We start from the raw sequence: 23,761 nt of genomic DNA, 5'->3' as shown, positions 1-23,761 counted from the left end.
CTAAAGGTAATATTGCTTTGTAAAGGCCTGAGAAAGCGCAACAGCAAAAAGCAATGAACGTATAAGCTTCCAACTTGCCAGAGAATACGAGGGTGAGAGAAGGGGGCGAGGCGAAGTTGCTCCAGTAGTTATAAAAAAGGCCAGCGATGCTGGCCTTGGTGGTAAGTAACGAATTGATATTACATGAACCGCATCGTTCTCCGTCTGGTTACTGCGCCTAACATGACGAATAGTATCAAAGCGCCAAATGAGCCAGATGATGAGTTTTTCTCGCTCGATTCACTCGGTTTTGTAATTGATACGGAGTCGATTGCGACGGTTACTTCAACATTGGCGCTTGCTTCTGCCCCCTGAATATCTGCAATGGTATAGTGAATGAGCGCAATGCCTGAGAAGCCAGCTTTTGGCGAATAGTGCAAGGCGTTATCAACAATATCCACGGTTCCGGTGTCAACACTTGCTTGCGTAATGTTAAGTGCATCGCCGTCTTTGTCGCTGTCATTTGCCAACACATCGATAACAATACTTTGTGTGTCTTTTGTAGTGGCTTTATCTGCTATAGCAACGGGAGCGGTATTTACAAACGTTGTGATAACTGCCACACCATTTGCAGAACCCCCTTGGCTATCCACCAGCAAGTAATTAAGTTCTATATCACCAGCAAAATTGTCGGGGGACGTAAAGTAAACGGCATCACCTGCCAACTCTATCAGGCCAAGTTCACTACTTGCACTGTGCAATGTGAGTGCGTTATTGTCAGGATCTGTATCGTTACTCAATAGTTCAAGTAAAGTACGTTTACCAGCAATCACTTTATAAGCATCGGCATTGGCAACTGGCAGTTGATTACCATTTAACACAACCGCCATACCGCTTGGATCAACCACCTGTTTATTGGCTTTACCATCATCGTCATTTGGTCCGCCGTCAACAATGTGCAGTTTGATACACCAGTTGCCAGCATGTAAGCCACTTTTCCATTGCGTGCTATCTAATGACGGGCAATATCCAGATGAACCAGGGGCTGACATCACATCATCACCATTGCCAACATTAAAGTTCACCCATTGGCCATTTTGATATTTTCGATAAATCGCATTCACAGGAATAGGCTCACTTTGAGGCAGTACGATGGTAAATACATCACCTGCGTTCATTAGCCCTGAAGCCACAAAATCATATAAACCGCCCACGTTTTGTGCGCTATCATCTTGTGGTAATTCAGAGGCAAGTAACTGAGCGCCCCCCGAGTTATTGTTTGCGACCGCTACACCTTTACGCAGCTGTGTGCCAGGTTGAGCTTCAATCAAGAAACCACCTGAGTTACTCGCCATACTTTGCAGTACGTTAGGTTGGCCAATCGCGTCTAGGTAATCCGGAATACCATCACTATCAGAGTCGCTGTAGCCTTCCTCATTGTCAGGGATCAAGTCACCATCAGAGTCTTGCGATGTTAAACTTGCGAGCTGTTCAATAACTTCAATATACACCTCTTTACTCGCGCTTAACGCCGGTTCCCCATTATCACTTACTTTCACAGTAAATTGGTAAAGGCCAGCTGCTAATTCAGTGGGTGAGAAGGCAAAGGTGTCAGGCGAGTTACTGGTATTAACGACTTGCGTTTGTGCGCTTTGCCATTCAACTGTTAGCGTATCTTCAGCATTCACGTCTTTTGCAATCGCTTGGAGTACGATTTCACCTTGATCTTTAGCGACTAACGTACGTTGCTCACCTTGCTGGGTTACCGAAGTAGTTACTTCAGGAGCCACATTGCCTTGCGCTATTGTCACTTTCGCTTCACTAGCAGCTGGCGCGGTATTGAGGCTAGCATTTAGTGTAACAATCAGAGTTTCATCAGGCTCTTGCAGTTGACTGTCTTGATACACTTCAAATGAGATAACACCTGTACGGCCTTGTGTAATTTCGACTTCACCCGACTGAAGGTTATGGTCAAGTTCACTCGCAGTACCAGATACAGTATAGGGTACTGAAACTGGGTAACTAGGCGCGTCACCATTAAGTGCTACGGCTAATGTATAGCTGCCACCTTCACTAACTGTCATACCTCGGTCGATAGAAACCTGTGGCTGAATGGTCACATTTTGAGTTGCGATCGCTTGTCGGCCTTGCGCATCTTCTGTTTGCCAATAAACAAGGTGTTTGCCTGGTTTGAATACGCGTTTGCCGTTAGTTAAAGAAACAGCAAGGGTATTTCCTTGTGCATCTGTGGCACTCGCTATACCTAAATCGACTTTAGTAAATAAACCGCTTGCATTCACAGTAATGTCATCAGGTGCAACGATTTGAGGCGCATCAGCTAAATTTGACACTAAGCTAATTGTCGCAACTGCATTTGATCGTGCCTGCTCTGGGTCGCTAATGACATAGCTCACAGTGACATTTGCAGAAGCGGAGTTTGCCGCTTGGTAAACCAATTGGCCATTCTCAATGGTTACGCTACCGATAGAAGCTTGTGCACCGACGATCGTCAATGGCTGTTGATCCGCGTCATTATCATTGACCAAAACATCTAGGCTATAGCGATTTGACTCATTAACCGTCAACTCGAAGCTGTCGTTCTGAGCTTTCGGTACATCGTTGATTGACTTCACCGTAACAGAGATCTGCGTCTCAGCCGATTTGGCACTGCCATCATCGGCGAAGTAGCTAAAGGTATCTGTGCCGTGATAGTTGGCATCAGGCGTATAACTGATCACATTGCCTTGAATAATTACAGTGCCTGATTGAGGTTGTTGTACAATACTCAGTGCCAGTTTATCTCCATCCACATCATCGGCTTGCGGCACAAAAGTAGTGGTACCATCTTCATCCACATTGATGGTTTGTGGCTGAGTACGAGGTGGCGTATTGGTAAAGGCCACTGCAATGTTAAATGGCGCTAAACTCGCTGATAACTCAGCATCACTGACGCTGATCTCGATATTGTTTGTCACACCAACATCGGCACGAGCAGGGTTACCAGACAGCGCTCCAGTTGCCGTATCAAAGCTCGCCCAACTCGGTTTATTGACGATACTAAATGTGAACGTACTGCTATCTACATCTGTTACTGTTGGCGTAAAGCTATATTGGCCGTCGGCCTTAATACTAGTTACAGGCGTACCTGAGATCTCAGGTGCATCATTGATGTTCTCAACCGTGATTGACACCGTTGCTGGCGCTGAGTTTAGCGCACCGTCATTCGCCACATAAGTAAATGTGTCAGTGCCAAAGAAATCATTGCTTGGTGTGTAGGTTACGCTATCGTTTGCCAAAGTAACTGTACCATTGTTAACGTCACTCACTAGCTCAAATGACAAAGACTGACCATCAATATCTTCGCCTTTTAATACAATAGTGACCGACTCTTCTTCTGCGGTTGATGTACTTAGCGCTTGGGCTTTTGGTGCATCATTGACGGGAGTAACCTTAATATCCACTAATGCAGGTTGAGAATTTAACTTGCCGTCATTGGCTGTGAAAGCAAAGCTATCAGTGCCATTAAAGTTGGCATTAGGTTTGTACAACCAAGTTATATCAGTCGCTTTAGTCAATGTACCTTTGGATGGTGTTGTTGTAATACTGAAGGTCAGTGGTGACTTTTCAATGTCACTGCCCGTTAAGGTAACAATAGATTGGCCATCCTCGACGACGGAGATATTTGTGCTGTTGGCAATAGGCGCATCGTTTACGGCATTTATTGTGATTAGCACTTTCGCTTTATTAGAAATAGCACCATGCGCATCTTCCACAGTGTAAGTGAAAGAGTCTTCTCCACTGAAGTTAAGCGCTGGTTTGTAAACAATGGCACCACTTTCAAGCACTTCTACAGAGCCATTCTCAGGTTGCGTGACTACAGTTACACTTGCTGCATTCAGAGAATCGAGTTTTTTCTCCTCATCAATATCAACATCGGTATCATTACCGAGTACATTAATTTCAAAGGAGCCATCTTCATCAACTTGCACTTCATTGTCATTGGCAATAGGCGCGTCGTTTACTGAGTTGATGGTCAAAGTTACGGTTGCAGGCTGTGAAGCGAGCTCTTCTGAGTCAGTTAACGTGTAGGTAAATGTAAACTCACCGAATATATCTTTAGCTGGTGCAATATTAAGCTTGCCGTCGGCTAGAACAGTGACGGTTGCAAAGGCGTAAACACCCGCGCCTTGTCCTTGGTCTTCTAAGGATATATTGGCACCGTTAAAGCTAGTGTCTTCGATATCGGAGTCATTAGCTAAAACAGTCAGTTCAGTGGTAACGTCTTCATCGGTAGTGATGATGTCATTTTCAGCGACAGGGCGGTCATTGACAGCACCAATGTTGATGGTGATAGTCTTTTCTAATGAAGTTAGCCCGTCATTATCGTGGATAACATATTTGATGCTTTCATTGACACCAGACACATTCAGGTTAGGAGTATAATCAAAAGTCCCTGCATCTTGGTTGAGAATCAAAGTACCAAACTTGGCTTCATCAATCAGTTTAATTGAGCCAAGTGGTTTACCCCCCTCATCTTCAATGTCTTTAGCTATGTCTCTGATTGCAACATCTGAAACTGGCGTATCTTCTTCAATAGAAAGGTTGATGTTTTCAGCATTAGGCGCATCGTTTACTGCACTAATGGCGAGGTTTACACGGGCGATGTTTGAAACAAGTTCTTCAGCGTCTTTAACGGTGTAACTAAAGCTGTCTTCACCATTAAAGTCTTGGCTCGGTGTATAGGTGGCCACGCCGTTTTCTAGTGACACACTACCATGTGCTGGTTGCTGTTCGATTTGTACAGACGCAACCACAAGGTTGTTTTCCGCATCGCTATCATTGTCAACTAAGTTGATTTTGACGACTGTATCTTCTTGTGTTGATGCTTCGTCATCTTGTGCAATCGGCGCATCTTCAACTGGGATGATGGTTAGGTTGACCGTTTGTACCTCAGATGCCGCGCCAACTTTGTCTTTCACTACAAATTTAAATTCATCGTTAAGCGTTTCCGAACCATCATGAGTGTAATTAAATGAGCCATCCGCATTGAGTGTTAGCGCACCATGTGCTGGATTGCTGACCAGCTCAACTTTAAGCTCATCGTCTTTATCGTCATCATGAGCCGTGCTGAGCAAGCCTTCTTTGGATGTAATAGCCAAGGTGGCCGCTTCTTTTACTGAAAAATCAAACCCATAAGCAACAGGTGTATCATTGACATTAGTAACTTCAAGAGTGAAGGCTGTGAGTGAAGCACTGGCTCCCGCTTTGTCATTCACAGAAATAACAATTTGCTCAGTTTTGCCAACGTGTTCATTTTTCGGCGTACCACTTAACTGGCCTGTTGCCGTATCAAAGTCAGCCCAGCTTGGTTTGTTCACGATTGAGAAAGTAACAGACTCTGTGGAGTTGGGGATATCCAAGTCAGGATCACTAAACGTTGGCTTAAAGCTATACGCAGTATCTTCGGAAACCGTGTTAGCTGGCTGACCACTAATAGTTGGTGCGTCATTGACATTGTTAACGGTAAGATCAAACGCGTCTAAAGAGGCTTTTGCACCTGCTGTGTCAGTTACAGAAATAGTGATGTCTTGATAAGTTTTTACATGCTCGTTATGAGGTGTACCAGAGAGTTCACCAGTTTTGGTATCAAACTTTGTCCACTCAGGTTGGTTTTGGATGGAGAAAGTATGAGAGTCGCCTTTATCGACATCAATTAATGTTGGTACAAACTGGTATGTATCGTCTTGGGCAATCGTTGATAGTGGGTTGCCGGCTAATACGGGTCTGTCGTTAACGTTATTTACTTCAATGGTAAACGCATCAAGTGAAGTGACAGCTCCTGCATTATCTTTTACAGAAATGATAATTGGCTTAGATTTACCAACATGCTCATTTTTTGGAATACCTGATAGTGTTCCCGTCGATGTATCGAATGTAGCCCACACAGGTTTGTTGTTTATAGAGAAACTATGTGTATCGTTGTCATCTACGTCATTCAAAGTCGGCGTAAAGCGATATTCTTGGTTTTCTGCAACGTAAGTGTGTGGAACACCCGAAAGTGAAGGTGCATCATTTGTATTTTTAACATGTATCTTGATGGTCGCTGGATTTGAATCTTCCGAACCATCACTAGCGATGTAACTTAACGATTCTGTGCCAACAAAGTCGACATTAGGTGTGTATAAGACAGTATTACTCTCTACAATTACTGAGCCATTGCTTACGCTGCCTACGATAGAATAAGTAAGCGTTTGACTGTCAATATCACTCCCTAATAAGGCAAAGCTAATCTCAGTTTCTTCATTGGTGTCAACCTCAATTTCAGATACAGTTGGAGCATCATTAACAGGAACAATGTCAATCTCGATCTGAGCAGGCTCAGAACTAAACTCGCCATCATTTGCAATAAACTCAAAGTAGTCTGAACCATGATAATTGTTATTTGGCGCATAAATCCAAGTTGTTTTATCGACTTGTTCTAATGAGCCATATGAAGGTGGCAGGGAAATGTGATAGCTTATTTCGCTGGTTTCATCGTCTGTTGCAGTTAGTGTAACAGTCACATTGTTATCTTCATTGACAGATACGTGAGCAGGAGTCGCTTCTGGGGCATCATTAATGGGAATGATTGTTACAATCACTGTTGCTACGTTAGAAATCGCATCGTGAGAATCTTCCACCGTGTAGGTGAAAGAGTCTTCTCCACTGAAGTTTTGTGCTGGCTTATAAACGATAGCACCTGTTTCTAGCACCTCTGCAGAGCCATTTTCAGGCTGATTAGCTAAGGCGACACTGGAGGTATCTAATTTATCTAGCTTTTGAGCATCATCGATATCAACATCGGTATCATTACCCAGTACATTGATTTCAAAAGAACCATCCTCGTCGACCTGTGCGATATCATCTTTTGCAATAGGTGCATCGTTTACTGAGTTAATGGTTAGTTTCACTGTTGCTGGTTTTGAAGCTAACTCTTCACTATCAGTCAGTGTGTAGGTAAATGTAAATTCACCAAATACATCTTTAGTCGGCACAATGTTGAGCTTGCCGTCGGCTTGAACTGTGACGGTTGCAAAGGCGTAAACACCAGCACCTTGACCTTGGTCTTCTAAGGTTATATTGGCGCCGTTAAAGCTTGTGTCTTCGATATCGGAGTCATTAGCTAAAACAGCCAGTTCAGTGGCGACATCTTCATCAGTCGTAATGATGTCACTTTCAGCGACAGGGCGGTCATTGATGGCGCCAATGTTGATGGTGATGGTCTTTTCTAGCGAGGTGAGCCCATCATTATCGTGGATAACATATTTGATGCTTTCATTGACACCAGACACATTCAGGTTAGGGGCATAATCAAAAGTACCGTTATCTTGGTTGAGAGTCAAAGTACCAAACTTGGCTTCATCAATCAGTTTAATCGAGCCAAGTGGTTTACCACCCTCATCTTCAATGTCTTTAGCGATAGCTCTGATTGCAACATGTGAAACTGGCGTGTCTTCTTCAATAGACAAGTTGATGTTTTCAGCATTAGGGGCATCGTTTACCGCACTAATGGCGAGGTTTACACGGGCGATGTTTGAAACCAGTTCTTCAGCGTCTTTAACGGTGTAACTAAAGCTGTCGTCACCATTAAAGTCTTGGCTTGGTGTATAGGTAGCCACGCCGTTTTCTAGCGACACACTGCCGTGCTCTGGCTGCTGTTCAATTTGTACAGACGCAGCCACAAGATTGTTTTCAGCATCGCTATCATTGTCAACTAAGTTGATTTTGACGGCGGTATCTTCTTGCGTAGTGGCTTCATCATCTTGTGCAACAGGTGCATCCTCAACAGGGGTGATGGTTAGGTTGACCATTTGTACCTCAGATAAAGCGCCATGAGTATCCCGAACAACAAAGCGGAAAGTACTCTTAAAGGATTCGGAACCATCATGTTGATAGCTAAATGAACCATCAACGTTGAGAATTAATTCGCCCACAAAGTCCATTTTGTCCAACAGTATGGTGACAATGTTATCACCTGAGTCTAAATCATCATCATTTGCACCCGTCAACAAGCCTTGTTCGGCAGAAACGGTCAATAGTTCCCCTTCAGCCAAAGTGAAATCAGCGCCAGAAGCGGTTGGTGCATCATTGGTGTTCGTAACTTCAATAGAAAATGCTGGCAATGAGACTTTTGAGCTACCTTGCACACTGTCTTTTACGCTGATTGTTACCTCTTCAGTCTTGCCTACATGCTCATCAAGCGGTGTACCGCTGAGTGTACCTGTGGTGACATCAAATGTGGCCCAATTGGGTTTGTTTTCGATGGAGAAAGTATGTGTATCCCCCTGATCAACATCATGGAGTGTTGGGGTAAACACATACGGGCTATCTTCAGCTATTTCGTGTGCAGGTTGACCGCTTAGCTCTGGCAAATCATTGGTGTTATAAACTTCAATACTAAAAGTAGGAAGATAGGCCATGGCACCTGCTGAATCGGTAACTGCGATGCGAATGTCGCTGTATACACCAACATGCTCGTTCGATGGTGTGCCAGTTAAAGTACCTGTCTTTGTGTTAAACCATGCCCATTCCGGTTTGTTTTCGATTGAAAAGGTATGGGTATCGTTTTTATCTGGATCTCGAAGAGTCGGTTTAAAATTATATCCACTGTCTTCATTAATATCTCTGATTGGGCTGCCATATAGCATAGGGGTGTCGTTGATATTAATGACTTCTAAGTTAAATTCTAACGGCTCCGATATTGCGCCAGCTATGTCCTTAGCAAATACAAAAAATTTATAGATGCCAACGTCACGATCTGTCGGAGTACCTGAAACTCTTCCTGTTTTAGGGTCAAACTCTATCCAGTTCGGTTGGTTTTTGATTATGAAGCTATGGGCATCATTGGGGTCAACATCAAGTACCTGCGGCTTATATGTAAATTTATAATCTTCTTTGACACTGGTGGGGGGGCTTCCATAGATCAATGGAGCATCATTGACATTTATAACCGTTAGAGTGAATTCTTCAGATGAAACCATTTCTTTTCCATCCCACACTCCATATCTTAAACTAGTATAAGTATCAACATCTCCTTGCCTTGGTCGACCATAGATTGTCCCAGTTGCTGTGTTAATTTTAAGCCAATCTGGCTTATTGTCTATACTAAAAGTTAGCTCATCATTATCTACGTCATCAGCTTCTGGGGTGTACGTGAAAAACTCGTCCTCTTTGGTTGCGAGTGAACTCAACACAGTCACAGTGGGGGCATCTTGTACTGGGCGTACAGTCACTTTCACTTCGGCTTCGGCGGTAAAGCCAGTTGGGTCTGTAATGCGATATGTAAAGCTATCTTCACCAAAGTAATTAGGTTGTCCGATATATAGATTCTGATCTCTTTCAATATTGTCAGTAAAGGTCACTGTCCCGTGTTTTGGTGGATTAACTAGGGTAATAGCCAGACCGTAAGGACCATCGGGGTCATCTGCGTTTAGTTTAAAGTAAATAGATTCATCTTCATTGACAAAAATGCGCTGAGGGCCGGCTGTTGGTGGATCTTCATGACCAATCACAGTGATTGAAAATGCGGGTAAACTAGCAGAATAAGTGCCATCAGACACAGAAATGATAATATTGCTATAAGTGCCAATATTACCACCCGAAGCAAAGCCCGATAGCTCGCCTGTGTTTGTGTTAAAATGAGTCCAACGAGGTTGGTTTTCTATTGAGAATACCAGCGATTCAGGAGTATCTGGATCTTGCGCTACGGGAGTAAAAGAGTACGACGTCCATTCATCAATTTGTGTTGTAGGTTCACCACTGATAGAAGGCGCTTTATTTGGTGGAGGTGGCGGCTCAGCAATAACCTTAACGGTAAACTCACCAATTGTTGTGTATTCAGCGTCTAACGACTTGATATGCACTTTACCAGTAAATGACTTTCCTAGCGTGTTTAATGGTGGCGTTCCTACAACCTTGTTATTTTTGACAGACAACCAATCAGGCATGCCTGTGATGGATAACTTAATGTTACCAATATTTTGGTTATCCTCTGACGGGAAGTAAAATTTAAATTCGCTTTTTTTATCTACAATTAATTCAAAGTCTTTATAAATACTGGGTTTCGGAGAACGAATGGGATTAATTACAGAAACCTCAAATGGGGGGAATACAATAGTCTTAGTGTCAGAATGTGCACTTAATTCTATATTCGAATACAGCCCGACCTCTTTTTTACTAAAAACTGTAAGTAAACCACTCTTTTCAATTAAAGATATCCAGCTTGGGTTGTTTTTAATAGAGAAACGGTAACTTGAAAGATCACTAACGTTTAACTTTGGCTGGTGGTGAAAATTATCAGCCGGATTATAATGTATCGACACGACGTTATTTACTAACAAACGAGGTGTTGCTTTCGATTCTTCCACGACCTCAATATCGATTGTTTTTGATATTTCATGCCACTGATTGGAAGCAATGACATGCACTTTGTAATGCCCAGGTTCAGCATTAGTAGCTCTAAGCTCATTGCCCAAAATGCCGAAGTTGTCGTTATTTAGTGTATTATTAGCTAGTTGGAAGTCATAGTCAGCAGCGTAGTTGTGAAGTTTGTCCTTGATAAAAAGCCTGATAGGTTCCCCTCTTTTTTTAAAACGATTACCATCGACAACAATATCTTGTGGTGCATTGTCAGATTCAAAAACACCAGTATGTGCCTCCCAGCCAGATGATGACATCCGGATTTTAAAAGTCTGTTTAGGCTCTGTGGTAGAAGCTGTATTTACAAATGTGTAATAACTATGGCGTTCTGAGGGCGTGTAGATGTGTTCGATGGAATCCTTTGAATACAATGAGTAGTACTTAAACGTAACCGAAGCCACTACTTTATCATTTTGCGTTTCATCAATACATTGCACGGTTCTATATTGGCTAATAAAATCAAATGATGACGAGGGGGAGCCTTCGTTAATAACATGTAATTTTGTACACTCTTCAGCATACGCCGCTGTACCATTAAACAGAGCACATACACTTAAAATGTAGAGTAAACAGGATGGTTTACGTAGTGAATTAAACAGGGGTAGGGCTAAGCGCAACCACTCCCTTTGGTTAGTATTCATAATAGTCCTTTCTATTATTTCCTAGAGTCTGTGTATTTTTTGCACACCGACAGTATTCAATTGATATTTACGCGCGGTAGTGTGCCTTTTTTGGGTATGAATAATTTCATATAAAATAGGAAGTTAGACTATTCCTATTGTTTGAAAAGTGGGCGATAGTTTACTTTCCATCGATAGATGTTGGGGCTTTGTCTGTAATACGCTTTTATTAAGTTTAGGAGTGCGTTATTATCCAAGAAAATGGTAATGGGAACTATTGTCACTTGCAATAGCGTTATTTTCTATGACTCTGAACGAATTAAAACCAAAGCAAAAGGCGGTGATTGACGCCTTAAATTATCAAGATATTGCACTTGCAAGCCGTATTATGGCGCTTGGAATTGTGCCGGGTGAGCAAATCGAGTTGATGAACGTGGCACCGATGGGCTGTCCGCTGCAAGTGAAGGTGGGTGATACTCTAGTGAGTGTGCGCAAGAGCGACGCAAATTTTATTTCTTTAACAACAAATATTTAACTAAGGATTGCGGGTGAAGATTGCATTAGTTGGTAATCCTAATTGTGGTAAAACCACATTGTTTAACCGTTTAACGGGTTCCAAGCAAAAAGTGGGTAACTGGCCAGGGGTCACAGTTGAGCAAAAAACAGGTCAATTTACTTTAGAACATGGCGACGTTGCCGAATTGATTGACTTACCGGGTTTGTATAGTTTAGAGCAACTAGAGCCGGGTCAAGATGAGCAAATAGCGATTGATTTTTTACGTGACGGTGGCGCTGATTTTATTATCAATATTGTTGATGCGGCTAACTTAGAGCGTAATCTTGTATTGACCACACAACTGCAAGAGATTGGCACGCCCATGTTGGTTGTGGCCAATATGGTAGATGTGGCTACGCAACGTGGTAAATCTCTCAATGTTGATTTATTGAGTGATCGGCTTTCGCTTCCAGTGGTCGCTATGGTTGGCTCTACAGGTAAAGGTACAGAGCAACTAACAAGGGCATTGAGTGCAGCGCTTGATAAACCAGTAGAAGCAAGTGAAAAACCTTCAGAGCAAACACCCGAAACAATTAACAATGCCGATCCTATTGCGGCAACAACGGCACGATTCAAAAAGGTCAGAAGCCTCACACACGGTGTGAATGTCATTTCTCCCCAACGCTCTGACTTAACAGATAAAATCGATAAGGTTGTACTTAATCGATTTTTAGGTGTGCCGATATTCTTAGCCATGATGTATCTGATGTTTACCATCGCGGTTAATTTTGGTGCCGTATTTATTGATTTTTTTGATATTTTTGTTGGTGCTTTGCTTATCGATGGCGTTAAAGAAGTACTCGGTGGCATTGGTGCACCAGCTTGGTTGAGCGTGCTACTCGCCGATGGCTTTGGGGCTGGTGTACAGCTGGTGGCAACCTTTATTCCGGTGATTGGCGTACTTTACTTGTGTTTATCTTTACTTGAAGATAGCGGATATTTGTCTCGAGCTGCATTCGTTATTGATCGGCTAATGTCGTCAATTGGTTTACCCGGCAATGCGTTTGTGCCCTTAATTGTCGGGTTTGGTTGTAATGTACCTGCGGTGATGTCGGCGCGTACCATGAATAGAGAATCGGACAGGTTGCTCACTATTATTATGGCGCCGTTTATGTCTTGTGGTGCGCGGCTAACTGTATATGCTTTGTTTGCGGCGGCATTTTTCCCAACCAATGGCGCCAATGTGGTATTTGCATTGTATTTATTGGGGATCGTGGTTGCGGTAGGCAGTGGCTTTGTATTCAGAAAGCTTGTTTTCACAGGGGAAAAAACACCCTCGTACACTGAAATGCCAGCCTACCACATGCCGGTTTGGCGCAATATTTGGCTTACGACTTGGCATAGATTGAAGAACTTCATAAAGCGTGCAGGCAAAACCATTGTGATGGTGGTCATGTTGCTCAGTATGCTCAACTCCATTGGTACCGATGGCAGCTTTGGTAATGAAAACACTGACCGATCTTTACTGGCCAAAGGGGCGCAGATTGTAACACCTGCCTTTAAACCACTGGGGATCGAAGAAGATAACTGGCCGGCAACGGTAGGTATTGTTACGGGACTATTTGCTAAAGAAGCGATTGTTGGAACGCTAGACGCGCTTTACATTGGTCAAGAGGAAGAAAGTACGGAGTATTCACTCTTTGATGCGACGGTTGAGGCGGTAAGCACAATTGGTACTAATTTTGTGGATTTGTTAAGTAATTTAGGCGATCCACTTGGTTTAGGTGCTTTGGAAGAGACCGATGCCAATAGTAATACGTTACTTACACAAATGGCCAGCCAATTTAATGGCCAAATAGGCGCGTTTAGCTACTTAGTGTTGATCTTGCTATACACCCCATGTGTTGCCGTATTGGGGGCTGTGAAGCGTGAGTCTGGTGCGCGTTGGATGTGGCTAGTGATTGGTTGGACAACGTCGCTTGCGTACATTTTGTCTACCAGTATCTACCAGTTAGCCCATTTTGCGCAGAATCCTGTTTTTGCAAGTACTTGGTTGGCGGTTATGGCCGTGCTCACCTTAGCTTGGTGGTTTGGTCTAAAAGGTTTGGGCAAACAAATGAATAAGCCACCGACTTATCAAATTAATTTGGGTTAGGCTCGAGTGTTGGGGGGCCTTCCCCCCAACAAACGCGTTTTATGTTTATTGCTTTAAATTGATGTCGTTGCATACAGCTGGTAGTAGTTTATCAGTTAGCCCTGCTGGTAACTTGGCTAGTTTCGAGGTAGATAGCCGGTTTTGCGTTTGGGCGTCTCCATCAACAATGTTATTTATCCACTGACTGAAATAAGATACGCGGGTATAAATTTCAACAATACCGTATTTTCCAATACCAGAGCCGGTAAACCGAGAGCTGATCCCTAAAATGTGCAGCCCATCTTCGTTTTCTAGATATGCGGGGCCACCACTATCGCCACCACCTGAAACGCCTTCAAGCGGTAATGCGTCTGTCGCTTTATCAAACTTAAATTTGAGCAAAGGACCAATTGCTTGCTCTACTTTGTTTTGCGCCTTGCGTAAGATGCCTTTGTTTTCAAAATTATCAATGGTTTGCCCTGTTTTACCATTGCCTGTACCACCCACACCAATAAACCAAACAACTTGGTTTCTTTCGTTCTCGCCAACGTAAGGGATTGCAGGTTTAATGTCGAGAATAGGCTGTGCCAATTTTATCAGTGCAATATCATGGCTTTTTCCTGGTGTGTACGCTTTATGTATAAAAATTTTTTCAACTTTATGTAGTTGATTGTTGATAGCAATCAACTTGTCTGATCCTAAACAAAAAGTGGCATGTGCCGCAGTCACGACCCATTGTGGTTTGATAAGCGTGCCATGGGCACCATCGATATAAAATGTGGCTAAGGGGGGAAAGTCCGTCGCGTTCGCTAAATACTTTTTACCGTCCACATCATGTCGAGTAACAATAGCGGAGCAGGGAAGGCTGAATGAGAGCAATAAAAGCGCTAGAGTTTTTCCCATGAAGATTATTCCTATATGGTTGTTTAATAAACATACTTACCTCAATAATAGGCGCAATACAAGCGTTTACTTGCGTATTCGACAAGCACTAGAAGTAAGTGACTAAGTGCTAAATTGAGCGCAATTTTCCAGATAAATGGATGGAATGAATGTAAATATGCGTTAACTCGGTCTATCTTGGTCATATCCGTTTATTGAGCAAATATAATGAATCATCAAAATCTCAACCAAGCTATTAAAATATGTTTAGTGATCAGCCTTTCGCTACTCGGCATTGCTTATTTATTAAATGGCAGCCCTAAAGAAATGGCTTTGATGGTAAACTTCTATCACCTTGAGCGCTTTCTTGATGCAACTCATTTTAGCTACCTATTTGGTGCTTTAATGTTGTGTATGGCTATTTTAATTGCATTCGAGGCAAAATTCCGAAATGCAAAAGTTGCGATGTGTCTTCTCGTTGGCATTGCAGCACTCCCTCTGTTTACTTTGCTTGATGCTAGTCGTTATATCCAAGATTTAGGCGGTTTTCCCATTCTTGGGTCAGGGCAGGGGGTGATTAAGTATTTGGCTTTATTAGTGCTTGGGCTTAGCCTGTTTTGTGCTGCTCGGTTCTCTCAGGCGCAGTTAGCGTGGTTAAACTATATCCCTGTTGCAATGGTGTTGTTTTGGATTGGTGGACTTAAATTTTACGAGTTCGAGGCAAAAGGCATTGTGCCACTGGTGAGTACATCCCCTTTTATGTCATGGCTTTATGAACTTTTTTCGGTACAGTGGGCATCTAATCTGATAGGTACCTACGATATTTTGATGGCAGCTTTGCTGGCTGTTGCCATCAAGGCCAATAATAAGCGTTTACAGTTGCTTTCCATAATGGGTTGCGGTGCCGTGTTTGTTATGACGCAAAGCTTCTTATTTACCACTGAGGGGGCGTTTAGTTCACAAACAGTGTTGGCAGGCCTCGGTCAGTTTGTGATCAAAGATCTATGGTTTATTGGCAATTTATTGGTGATTTTACAATGCACATATTTACGTGATACTTGCGTAATAGAGCGCCAGTAACAGGTCTGTTTTGTACATAAATTAAGCTGAATGCTATAACTACAGAAGGTATTACACGTCGTACGTTGAGGTTATGCAATGAGGTTTTGGCTCTTAGGCTTTTTATTTTTTCTGAGCCCTGCTTTTTGTGCAACCTATAATGTTCTTGTTTATCATGGCGCTAATCCACCTTATAGTTTCAAAGAGCAACAGCAAGTGGTGGGGATTTTTGCGGATATTTTTAAGCGTTTGGCTGAGCTGACGGGGCATGAATTTAAGTTCGTCGCGACCTCCGTTGCACGAGGGCAACGCTTTTTTGATACCAAGCAAGTTGATATTGAGCCCGGTGTTAGCCCACACTGGCGTGCACATCAAAAAGTACCTGGTATATATACGCAAACCTACGCTACATCGACAGAGGTGTTACTCGCAAATCATGGGAATACGTTGGAAAATATAACTCAAGCCTATGGTAGCGTGGTTGGCAAAGTCAGAGGGTATCGATATGGTTCCTTTGAACAGCATTTCGATGAAGATAAACTGTTAATCTATGAAAACATTTCCGAAAAAGAACTACTTGGCCAACTTGCCTATGGCAGATTAGATTATGTGTTAATTGGTAAAGATACTGCGAATTATTACATGGCCAACAACCTACCTTATCGTCAGTTTAAGTTCGCCTACACAGTTGAAACTGCTGAGGTCGCGATGCGTCTGCAACCACATTTAACCACTTTGCAACAAGAGCTCAATCAAGCACTACAAGTTATGGTTGAGCGCGATGAAATAAACGAAATCTACATCAAATATACCGGCCAAAGAAATTAGCGTGGGCTTAAGTTGTTGATAGCATAATGCTCGTTTCACTATTCAAAATACCGTTAATTTCTCTTACCTCTCTTAGTACACCGTCAAATTCACTGAGGTTTGCCGCTTTGATCTCGACAATAAGGTCCCAAGCGCCATTGGTGGTATGGATCTTAACAAGCTCTGGGATGCCTCTGAGTTTGTGGATCACTTGAGAGGTGGACTGGCCAACAACTTCAATCATCATAATGGCTCGCACACAGTCACTATCAATTTGTTCGTGGACCCGCACGGTAAACCCTAAAATGGCGCCACTACTTACGAGTCGATCTAACCGGTTTTGAATTGTGCCTCTGGAGACTTTAAGAGAGTTGGCCAGCGTTGACACTGATGCTCGACCGTCTTTTCTCAACGCTGAAATAAGCGCTTTATCTAACGAATCATATAAATAAGGTTGCACGTTTCACCATATCGAATATAGCTGTGTTCAAAAATAGAAATATACATTTTGCACTAAATGAATGTACAAAACGTCAAAAAATGGTGCGATTTATATATATTTTTAGCATTTTAACTGCTTTGTTGCCAGTTTATAGTATATCTCTCTTTTGCTCACTGCGATTGATAGCAAAAGAGTATTTGGTATGAACGGGTATCTAGCATGCTGATCTTGCAAGTAATTCGGAACGCTGAAAGCTCGCACGATACACTTTGTTCATCTATGGTAATGAATTATGACATGACTTTGTTAGGTGAAATACCTCGCACACGAGAAGTCAGTAGTGAGTACAGGTTGTAGTATGAATCAATTACAAACGCCCAATGCCGTGGTGATGATCCGCCCTCACCATTTCGTATCTAACCCACAAACGATGCAAGACAACGCCTATCAGGTTAGCGCTGATAGTAAAAGGGTGAGTGAAAAGGCTTATCAAGAGGTGTCCAATGTTGTGCATCTATTACAAAGTGCAGGTGTGACGGTACATTTATTTGAAGATAAAACCCAGTTAACACCGGATTCCGTGTTCCCAAATAATTGGTTTTCCACCCATAGTGATGGTCAACTGATCACCTATCCTATGTATGCCTCAAATCGGCGAGCAGAGAAACGAGAGGACATCATTGAATTCTTACATCAAGAATATAAGGTTGTTTCTAGTACGTATTTGAGTCGGTTGGCAGATAGTGGGTTATTTTTGGAAGGAACCGGCTCCATGGTGCTCGATCATCAGCACAAAGTAGCTTATGCCGTGCAATCTAAACGTACGAACCCACAGTTGGTGGAGCAAGTTTGTGAGCAATTAGGGTATAAAGCGGTGGTTTTTAACGCCTTTGACGAACAAGGCGTTGCGATATATCACACCAATGTGTTGATGTGTGTGGCAAGTGAATTTGTCATGATAGGAATGGCGTTAGTTGAAAAGCAACAGCAAAAAGCGTTACGGTTAATGTTCAAACAACAAAATAAAGCCATTGTTGAATTAACCCCTAGGCAAATTGCGCAATTTTGCGGTAATGCATTAGAGCTACAAGGGCGCGATGGCAGAATATTAGCATTATCTCAAACTGCTTATGATGCGCTTTCAGAAGAACAACGTGCGCTTATTGAATGCTCAACAAAAATGCTGCCAATGGCAATCCCAACGCTTGAGTCTGCTGGTGGTTCAATACGCTGTATGCTAGCAGGCATTCACTTGAAAAAACGATAATAATGAAGCATATAAAAGTGCTCTAACGGGAGCTTATTATGGTTAATGAAGTCATCACCGGTGTTAATGGCCTTTTGTGGGGAGAAGGCCAACTGCTGATATACCTGCTACTTTTTGCCGGGATTTGGTTTACAACGCGACTTGGTTTTATACAAATACGCCAATTTGGCCATATGTTTACATTGCTCAAAAGCAGCGGCAAAGCCTCTAAAGAGCAAGTTAGCTCATTTCAAGCGTTATGTACGGGCTTGAGTGCAAGAGTGGGAACGGGCAATTTAGCTGGGGTTGCTGTGGCAATTTCGCTCGGTGGTAGTGGAGCAATATTTTGGATGTGGGTTATTGCTTTACTTGGCATGGCAACAGGCTTTGCAGAAAGCGTGTTAGGCCAAGTATACAAGGTACGAGATAGCCAAGGTGAATTTAGAGGTGGTCCGGCCTACTACATCGAAATGGGGCTGAATAAGCGTTGGCTGGCGATTGTATTCGCTGTGTGCTTATTTCTTGGTTATGGTTTTAGCTTTAGTGCAATGCAGACTAATACTATTACTGATGCTTTGTCTTTTGCCTTTGATATTCCTCGCTTTTATTCCGGTTTAGTGATCACGGTTCTTGCTGGCTCAATTATTCTAGGTGGTTTTAAAGCCATCGCCCGCTTTGCCGAACGTGTAGTGCCAATAATGGGGATTATGTTTGTTAGCGCGGCATTATTAATTACTATTATTAACATTGCAGACGTGCCCGCGATGCTCAAAGATATTTTACTCAGTGCATTTGGATTGCAAGAGGCCGGCGCAGGCGCAATGGGGGCCGCAATAAAAAATGGTGTACAACGAGGCCTGTACTCTAACGAAGCTGGGGCTGGTAGTGTTCCCCATGCTTCTGGCGCTGCTAGCCCTGTGCCAAATCATCCGGTGACCCAAGGTTACATTCAAATGTTAGGTGTCTTCTTCGATACTATTGTTCTGTGTAGCTGTACCGCTGTTATTATCTTATTGGCCGATATTGATATTAGTGGAGAAATGGAGGGGATCCGCTTAACGCAAAATGCAATGATTGCCCATCTTGCTCAAGGGGGCGTGTACTTTGTTGCAGCAGCCATCACTTTGTTTGCGTTCACCTCGGTGGTTGCCAATTTCGCATACGCAGAGAGCAACTTACACTTGTTTAAACTTGATAATAAGGTGGGAAGAAGCATTTATATTTTAATGTATCTGAGCATGATGTTATGGGGCGCAACGGCTACTTTAAAAGAAGTATGGAGCCTTGCTGACATGGCGCTCGGCCTGATGACACTGGTTAATATTTTTGCAATAGTGCAATTGACGCCTACTGTTTTAGCTTTAACCAAAGACTATCACACACAAAGACTTCAAGGAAAAGCCCCTGAGTTTGAAGAACAAGTTGTTGCTATACAAGGTCGTTGTGAATCAGGAGTTTGGGTCAAAGAAGGATAAGCTATAACAAAAAGAGATAACAAAGCTTGTTAATCAATTATTAAATTAATTGACAAGAGATTTTAATAAATCTATGTTTGTACCTTCTTTAGGCCCTTTGGGCCTCATTATAATAATAAAGAAGGATGTCACCATGGCAAAACAAGCGTTAGTCGCTTTAGCCGTATCACTTGCATGCGGTTACTCATATGCTCAACCTATTGATATAAAAATAAAACCTCTTCTAGATAACCAAGGCGGTAAGGCTGAAATCAGTCGAAATCAATTACTAAAAAATCAGTGGCACTTAGCTCGAGGTAAAGCCAGTGGCAGCGGTTTTGATAACTCAAAGCCATTAACAGCACAGGGCCGCTCTTGGTCAGGTAAAGTGACAACAGATAGAGTCTTAGCGCTTCTAATCGATTTTCCAGATTATCCAGTTAATGCGGTGACGCCAGATTTAACTAAAAACTATTATTCTGACTATTCGCCAGAGCACTATTATGACATGCTATTTTCGTCGACTGGCTATGTAGGTCCGTCTGGTCAAAATCTCATGAGCATGAAGCAGTACTACTTAGATCAAAGTGGTGGTTCATACCAAGTAGAAGGTCAGGTTTTTGGCTGGTATACCGCAAAACACAATGCGGCTTACTACGGTGCGCCGGGTGGTCCTGGTGAAGTAGACAGCAATGCACGTGATCTTGTTTTAGAAGCGATCAATCACTTAGCCAATGATCCAAATGTTGACCTGAGCTATTTTGACCAAGAGGATCGCTACGATTATGACGGTGATGGTGACTTAAGAGAACCTGATGGCGTCATTGATCATGTGATGGTTTACCACTCATCAATTGACCATGCAGCTGGTGGCGGTGCGCTAGGTGCTGATGCGATTTGGTCACACCGTTCTTCAGTTGGTTTTCAACCAGTTGGTAATACCGGTTACTACATTAATGATTATACTCTTCAGCCAGTTGATGGTGCAGCGGGTGTCTCGGCGCACGAATACGGCCATGACTTGGGTTTGCCAGATGAGTACGATGTTAACTATACCGAAGATGGTTTAGGTGAGATTGATAAAGCGCCTGGCTCGTTAGTTGGGTATTGGTCGGTTATGTCTGGTGGCTCTTATGGCGGTGAAATATCAGGCACTGCACCAACAGGCATGAGTCCATTTGCGAAACAATTTTTACAATCGTCTTTAGGTGGTAACTGGTTCGTGGGTACAGATATTCACGAAAGCGACTTGAATGCGGCTGGTAGTATTTTTAAATTGGACGCTGCATCAGTGCGCGGTGACAACAATGACTATATTCGTATTGATCTAGAAGATAAAACGGTACAGAAGTTAGAGCCAAGCGATAATAAAGGCTTTATCAGCTCTGAAGTTGTTGGTTCTGATTTAGCTATTTATACACTAGATTTTCCTGTTGCTCTGTCAAGTCAAACGAAACCAACTTTGTCGTTTACGGTTGATTATGATACAGATAGCAATAACTCACTGGTACAAGTACGCGTGAAAAATACCGCAGGTGATGAAGTTGTATTAGATGGTAACATTACCGATACTTCAAGTCGCTTTTCAAGTTATATCGGTGCTGGGTTTACTGGATATTCAGGTGGCAAGCGCCAAGCTAAATTTGATCTATCGGCTTTTGCCGGCCAAGACGTAACCGTGTCAATACAATATTGGACATTCAACACAGGTTTCATCGGTGTCATGTTTGATGATATTGAAGTCGCTTCTGATTCAGGTGTATTGGCAAGCTTTGATGCAGATAATGCAAGCAATCCAGGGCTAACGGTTAATGGCTTTGAAGCATCAAATGGTGAGTTTGATTACCCTCATTATTACTTGGTGGAGTGGCGTCAGCACCTAGGTGTAGATAAGTCACTTGAAAATACCTTCCGCAATATTAGTTATGAACCAGGTATGTTGGTTTGGTATGTTGACACATCATATCGTCCAGAAAGCACAGATGGTAGCAACACACTTGTGCAAGGTGATAATCATGTAGGTAACCACCCAGGTGATGGTTGGTTAGGTCTAGTTGATGCTGATAGAAATCCAATTATGTACAGCACGGGTGAAATGGCAGGCTCTGAAATTCAGATCCGTGACGCAGCATTTAGCTTAGATGTACAAGCACCGTTTGATTGGAAGAGTATAACTCGTGGTGTGACTTTGTCTGATCCATTCGTAAACAATAATCCTCGTTTCATCGATTGGGATGATTACTCAAACTATCGTCGCCCTGCAACAGGCCGTAATATTCCTAAAAAAGGAATCATTATTGATGTATTAGAGCAAAGTGATGACAAATCAGTTGCTTCAATTCGCGTATCAAAAGTGTGGTAATGTAAGTTATTACTAGAATAAAAAGCCACAGCAGTTATCGCTGTGGCTTAATTTCTTTAACCTAAGGTGCGGCTAATTAATCATCATTATTTCGTTCAGATGGTATATCACTAAAATACTCAACAAATTCTACTTCAAATCCATCAGGGTCAATAAAGTATGCATTGTGTCTGAATGGGTTTGTATTACTGCCTTTGTCGACGGGGTAGCCAGCTTCCTCTAGTCTTGTGATGAGCGCACTTAGATTATTTACTTCAAAGGCGAAATGACCCAATCCAACTTGATGGCCTTCCAACACGCGGTTATTACCTTCCCCGTGATCACTGAATGCGATGTAATTGTGCTCATCACCAAAATGAAGCCAGTGACGTGCTTTTCCATACCACTCACCGTGGCCTTCACTACGTATTTTCCAATGTGGAAATGCAGCTTTATAGAAATGTAATGATTTCTCCATGTTAGAGATAACGATATTTACGTGTTCTAGTCTCATGTTTTTCTCCCTACTTGTTATTCATGGTGTTATTTATTAACTCGATAATTTTGTCTAACCAATCTTGATTCAGTGTCTGTGTAGGCATCATCTTCGCGTCCTCCACTATGAGTTGCGATAACTTTAAAAGCTCAAGTTAGCTTTAGGTAAAGGGCTTTTTTTACTTTTTTGACCTCTTAAAGGCGGCGTGTAAATCCGTCCCAAGAGGTACGATCTGCTAAATGTAGGTAGTTCTTAAATGGAGAGTTACGATATGCTTGATAGAACAAAGGGATCGGGCGATGAAATGTCCGAATTTAGACGAAGGTAAATAAGTTAATGAAAGCAATTTCTGTATTAGGTGTGATGGTCGTGTTATTGGCAAGCTTTGGTGTAAGTTCACAATCAGCCCCCGTTACATTTAGTGAAGTAGTCAAAAGTACCAAAAGCTGGGATGGCAGCGAGTTACCACCATACCCAGAGGGAAAGCCTGAAATTACTATTTTAAAAGTCACGATCCCTGTTGGTGCTAGTGTTGTGGAACATAAACACCCTGTAATTAATGCGGGGGTGATGCTCTCGGGTGAATTAACAGTCACATCGCAAGAGGGGAAAGTGCTAAAGTTAAAAGCGGGCGATCCGATTGTTGAGCTTGTGGAACAATGGCATACCGGCAAAAATGTGGGCACTGAGCCTGTAGAAATCATGGTATTTTATGCGGGTGTGGAAGGTCAGCCATTAAGCATTAAGCACACTGACTAGTGTGCTTGTACTGTTGGTGTGACAATTGGCTTATTACTTTTGCCAAAAAGGCAGTTGGGGTTTGCTTTTCCTTGCAGCTTCCAGCGCAACAGGTTTAAAAGAGTGAGCAGGACTAATTTTTGATGTGAGTGAGTACCTAAATATGAAGCAGGGACTTGACCTAGTGCGCTGTTAAGATGAACAGCACCTTTTACCGGCCCAACTTTTACCTCCAATTGCTCATCGCTGATAAAGTTATGGATCAAGCCAATGAAGGGCCATCCTGCACCTAATGTATTGCCTATGGGTGTGTTACAACATTGTGCATACCAGCGAAATAAACCAGATTCAGATAAACGTAAACACGCCACATGTTCAAGCCCACTGAGGATCTTAAAATCTCCAATGGGTACTTGCACTATTCGTGTGCCGCCATATTCATCTAGTACACTTTTCGAACCATCTAGCACATGTGCAAATTTTTGACAATCCTTGCAGTAACAACGCAGGTGATTTGAACGAGTAACACTCGTATTTTCGACATGTGCGTGAATATTGCCACATTGACAGTGAAGAGATAACGAAGAAGTGGTATTTGCCATTATATTT

Annotated in this window: 13 protein-coding genes; 8 read left to right on the top strand and 5 right to left on the bottom strand. The window is 42.6% G+C overall.

Annotated features, from left to right (window positions below):
- Positions 1-179 precede the first annotated feature (179 nt).
- The gene (locus tag ACW689_RS04705) at positions 180-11,078 is read right to left on the bottom strand and encodes an Ig-like domain-containing protein (RefSeq protein ID WP_476288824.1); all 10,899 of its coding nucleotides are present in this window, start codon (positions 11,076-11,078) and stop codon (positions 180-182) included.
- A gap of 256 nt (positions 11,079-11,334) precedes the next feature.
- Between ACW689_RS04705 and ACW689_RS04700 the strand changes: the two genes are divergently transcribed.
- Together ACW689_RS04700 and feoB are read left to right on the top strand one after the other, a co-directional pair.
- Positions 11,335-11,592 (top strand): FeoA family protein, encoded by a 258-nt coding sequence (locus ACW689_RS04700; RefSeq protein ID WP_476288822.1) that lies wholly within the window; start codon positions 11,335-11,337, stop codon positions 11,590-11,592.
- 13 nt (positions 11,593-11,605) lie between these two features.
- Entirely contained in the window at positions 11,606-13,708 is a 2,103-nt protein-coding gene (gene feoB / locus ACW689_RS04695) for a ferrous iron transport protein B (protein ID WP_476288820.1), read from the top strand.
- A 45-nt stretch (positions 13,709-13,753) separates the two neighbouring features.
- Here feoB and ACW689_RS04690 read toward each other — a convergent pair whose 3' ends face one another.
- Positions 13,754-14,590 (bottom strand): trypsin-like serine protease, encoded by an 837-nt coding sequence (locus ACW689_RS04690; RefSeq protein WP_476288818.1) that lies wholly within the window; start codon positions 14,588-14,590, stop codon positions 13,754-13,756.
- A gap of 207 nt (positions 14,591-14,797) precedes the next feature.
- Between ACW689_RS04690 and ACW689_RS04685 the strand changes: the two genes are divergently transcribed.
- Together ACW689_RS04685 and ACW689_RS04680 are read left to right on the top strand one after the other, a co-directional pair.
- Positions 14,798-15,649 carry a DUF417 family protein gene (locus tag ACW689_RS04685; RefSeq protein ID WP_476288816.1) on the top strand — a complete coding sequence of 284 codons (852 nt, stop codon included), beginning with the start codon at positions 14,798-14,800 and terminating at the stop codon, positions 15,647-15,649.
- Between the two features lie 78 nt (positions 15,650-15,727).
- Positions 15,728-16,456: a substrate-binding periplasmic protein gene (locus ACW689_RS04680; protein WP_476288814.1), complete on the top strand. Its 729-nt coding sequence runs from the start codon at positions 15,728-15,730 to the stop codon at positions 16,454-16,456.
- A gap of 7 nt (positions 16,457-16,463) precedes the next feature.
- On the opposite strand, the gene ACW689_RS04675 is transcribed toward ACW689_RS04680, so the two are convergent.
- Positions 16,464-16,895 (bottom strand): Lrp/AsnC family transcriptional regulator, encoded by a 432-nt coding sequence (locus ACW689_RS04675; RefSeq protein ID WP_476288812.1) that lies wholly within the window; start codon positions 16,893-16,895, stop codon positions 16,464-16,466.
- Between the two features lie 340 nt (positions 16,896-17,235).
- On the opposite strand from ACW689_RS04675, the gene ctlX reads away from it, so the two are divergent.
- The 3 genes from ctlX to ACW689_RS04660 all read left to right on the top strand — a co-directional run bounded on the left by ctlX (position 17,236) and on the right by ACW689_RS04660 (position 21,939).
- Positions 17,236-18,144, top strand: coding sequence for a citrulline utilization hydrolase CtlX (ctlX, locus tag ACW689_RS04670; RefSeq protein WP_476288810.1), 909 nt, complete (start codon positions 17,236-17,238; stop codon positions 18,142-18,144).
- Between the two features lie 38 nt (positions 18,145-18,182).
- Complete coding sequence (locus tag ACW689_RS04665; RefSeq protein ID WP_476288808.1) at positions 18,183-19,598, top strand: alanine/glycine:cation symporter family protein; 1,416 nt, start codon at positions 18,183-18,185, stop codon at positions 19,596-19,598.
- Between the two features lie 133 nt (positions 19,599-19,731).
- A complete protein-coding gene (locus ACW689_RS04660; protein WP_476288806.1) occupies positions 19,732-21,939 on the top strand; it encodes an immune inhibitor A domain-containing protein in 2,208 nt (735 codons plus the stop codon).
- Positions 21,940-22,015: 76 nt separating this feature from the next.
- Here ACW689_RS04660 and ACW689_RS04655 read toward each other — a convergent pair whose 3' ends face one another.
- Positions 22,016-22,432: a VOC family protein gene (locus tag ACW689_RS04655; protein WP_476288804.1), complete on the bottom strand. Its 417-nt coding sequence runs from the start codon at positions 22,430-22,432 to the stop codon at positions 22,016-22,018.
- Positions 22,433-22,750: 318 nt separating this feature from the next.
- On the opposite strand from ACW689_RS04655, the gene ACW689_RS04650 reads away from it, so the two are divergent.
- Complete coding sequence (locus ACW689_RS04650) at positions 22,751-23,173, top strand: cupin domain-containing protein (RefSeq protein ID WP_476288802.1); 423 nt, start codon at positions 22,751-22,753, stop codon at positions 23,171-23,173.
- On the opposite strand, the gene ACW689_RS04645 is transcribed toward ACW689_RS04650, so the two are convergent.
- Complete coding sequence (locus ACW689_RS04645; protein ID WP_476288800.1) at positions 23,170-23,754, bottom strand: DUF6151 family protein; 585 nt, start codon at positions 23,752-23,754, stop codon at positions 23,170-23,172. The genes ACW689_RS04650 and ACW689_RS04645 overlap by 4 nt on opposite strands.
- Positions 23,755-23,761 lie beyond the last annotated feature (7 nt).

Source organism: Pseudoalteromonas sp. ABE4_541 (assembly GCF_056312285.1).
This window is presented reverse-complemented; position numbering and strand designations above follow the sequence as displayed.

What these genes read in the sequence shown, in the direction of transcription:
- ACW689_RS04705 (WP_476288824.1), bottom strand. Translation starts at nt 11,078, where the DNA reads ATGAATACTAACCAAAGGGAGTGGTTGCGCTTAGCCCTACCCCTGTTT.
- ACW689_RS04690 (WP_476288818.1), bottom strand. Translation starts at nt 14,590, where the DNA reads ATGGGAAAAACTCTAGCGCTTTTATTGCTCTCATTCAGCCTTCCCTGC.
- ACW689_RS04685 (WP_476288816.1), top strand. Translation starts at nt 14,798, where the DNA reads ATGAATCATCAAAATCTCAACCAAGCTATTAAAATATGTTTAGTGATC.
- ACW689_RS04680 (WP_476288814.1), top strand. Translation starts at nt 15,728, where the DNA reads ATGAGGTTTTGGCTCTTAGGCTTTTTATTTTTTCTGAGCCCTGCTTTT.
- ctlX (WP_476288810.1), top strand. Translation starts at nt 17,236, where the DNA reads ATGAATCAATTACAAACGCCCAATGCCGTGGTGATGATCCGCCCTCAC.
- ACW689_RS04665 (WP_476288808.1), top strand. Translation starts at nt 18,183, where the DNA reads ATGGTTAATGAAGTCATCACCGGTGTTAATGGCCTTTTGTGGGGAGAA.
- ACW689_RS04660 (WP_476288806.1), top strand. Translation starts at nt 19,732, where the DNA reads ATGGCAAAACAAGCGTTAGTCGCTTTAGCCGTATCACTTGCATGCGGT.
- ACW689_RS04655 (WP_476288804.1), bottom strand. Translation starts at nt 22,432, where the DNA reads ATGAGACTAGAACACGTAAATATCGTTATCTCTAACATGGAGAAATCA.
- ACW689_RS04650 (WP_476288802.1), top strand. Translation starts at nt 22,751, where the DNA reads ATGAAAGCAATTTCTGTATTAGGTGTGATGGTCGTGTTATTGGCAAGC.
- ACW689_RS04645 (WP_476288800.1), bottom strand. Translation starts at nt 23,754, where the DNA reads ATGGCAAATACCACTTCTTCGTTATCTCTTCACTGTCAATGTGGCAAT.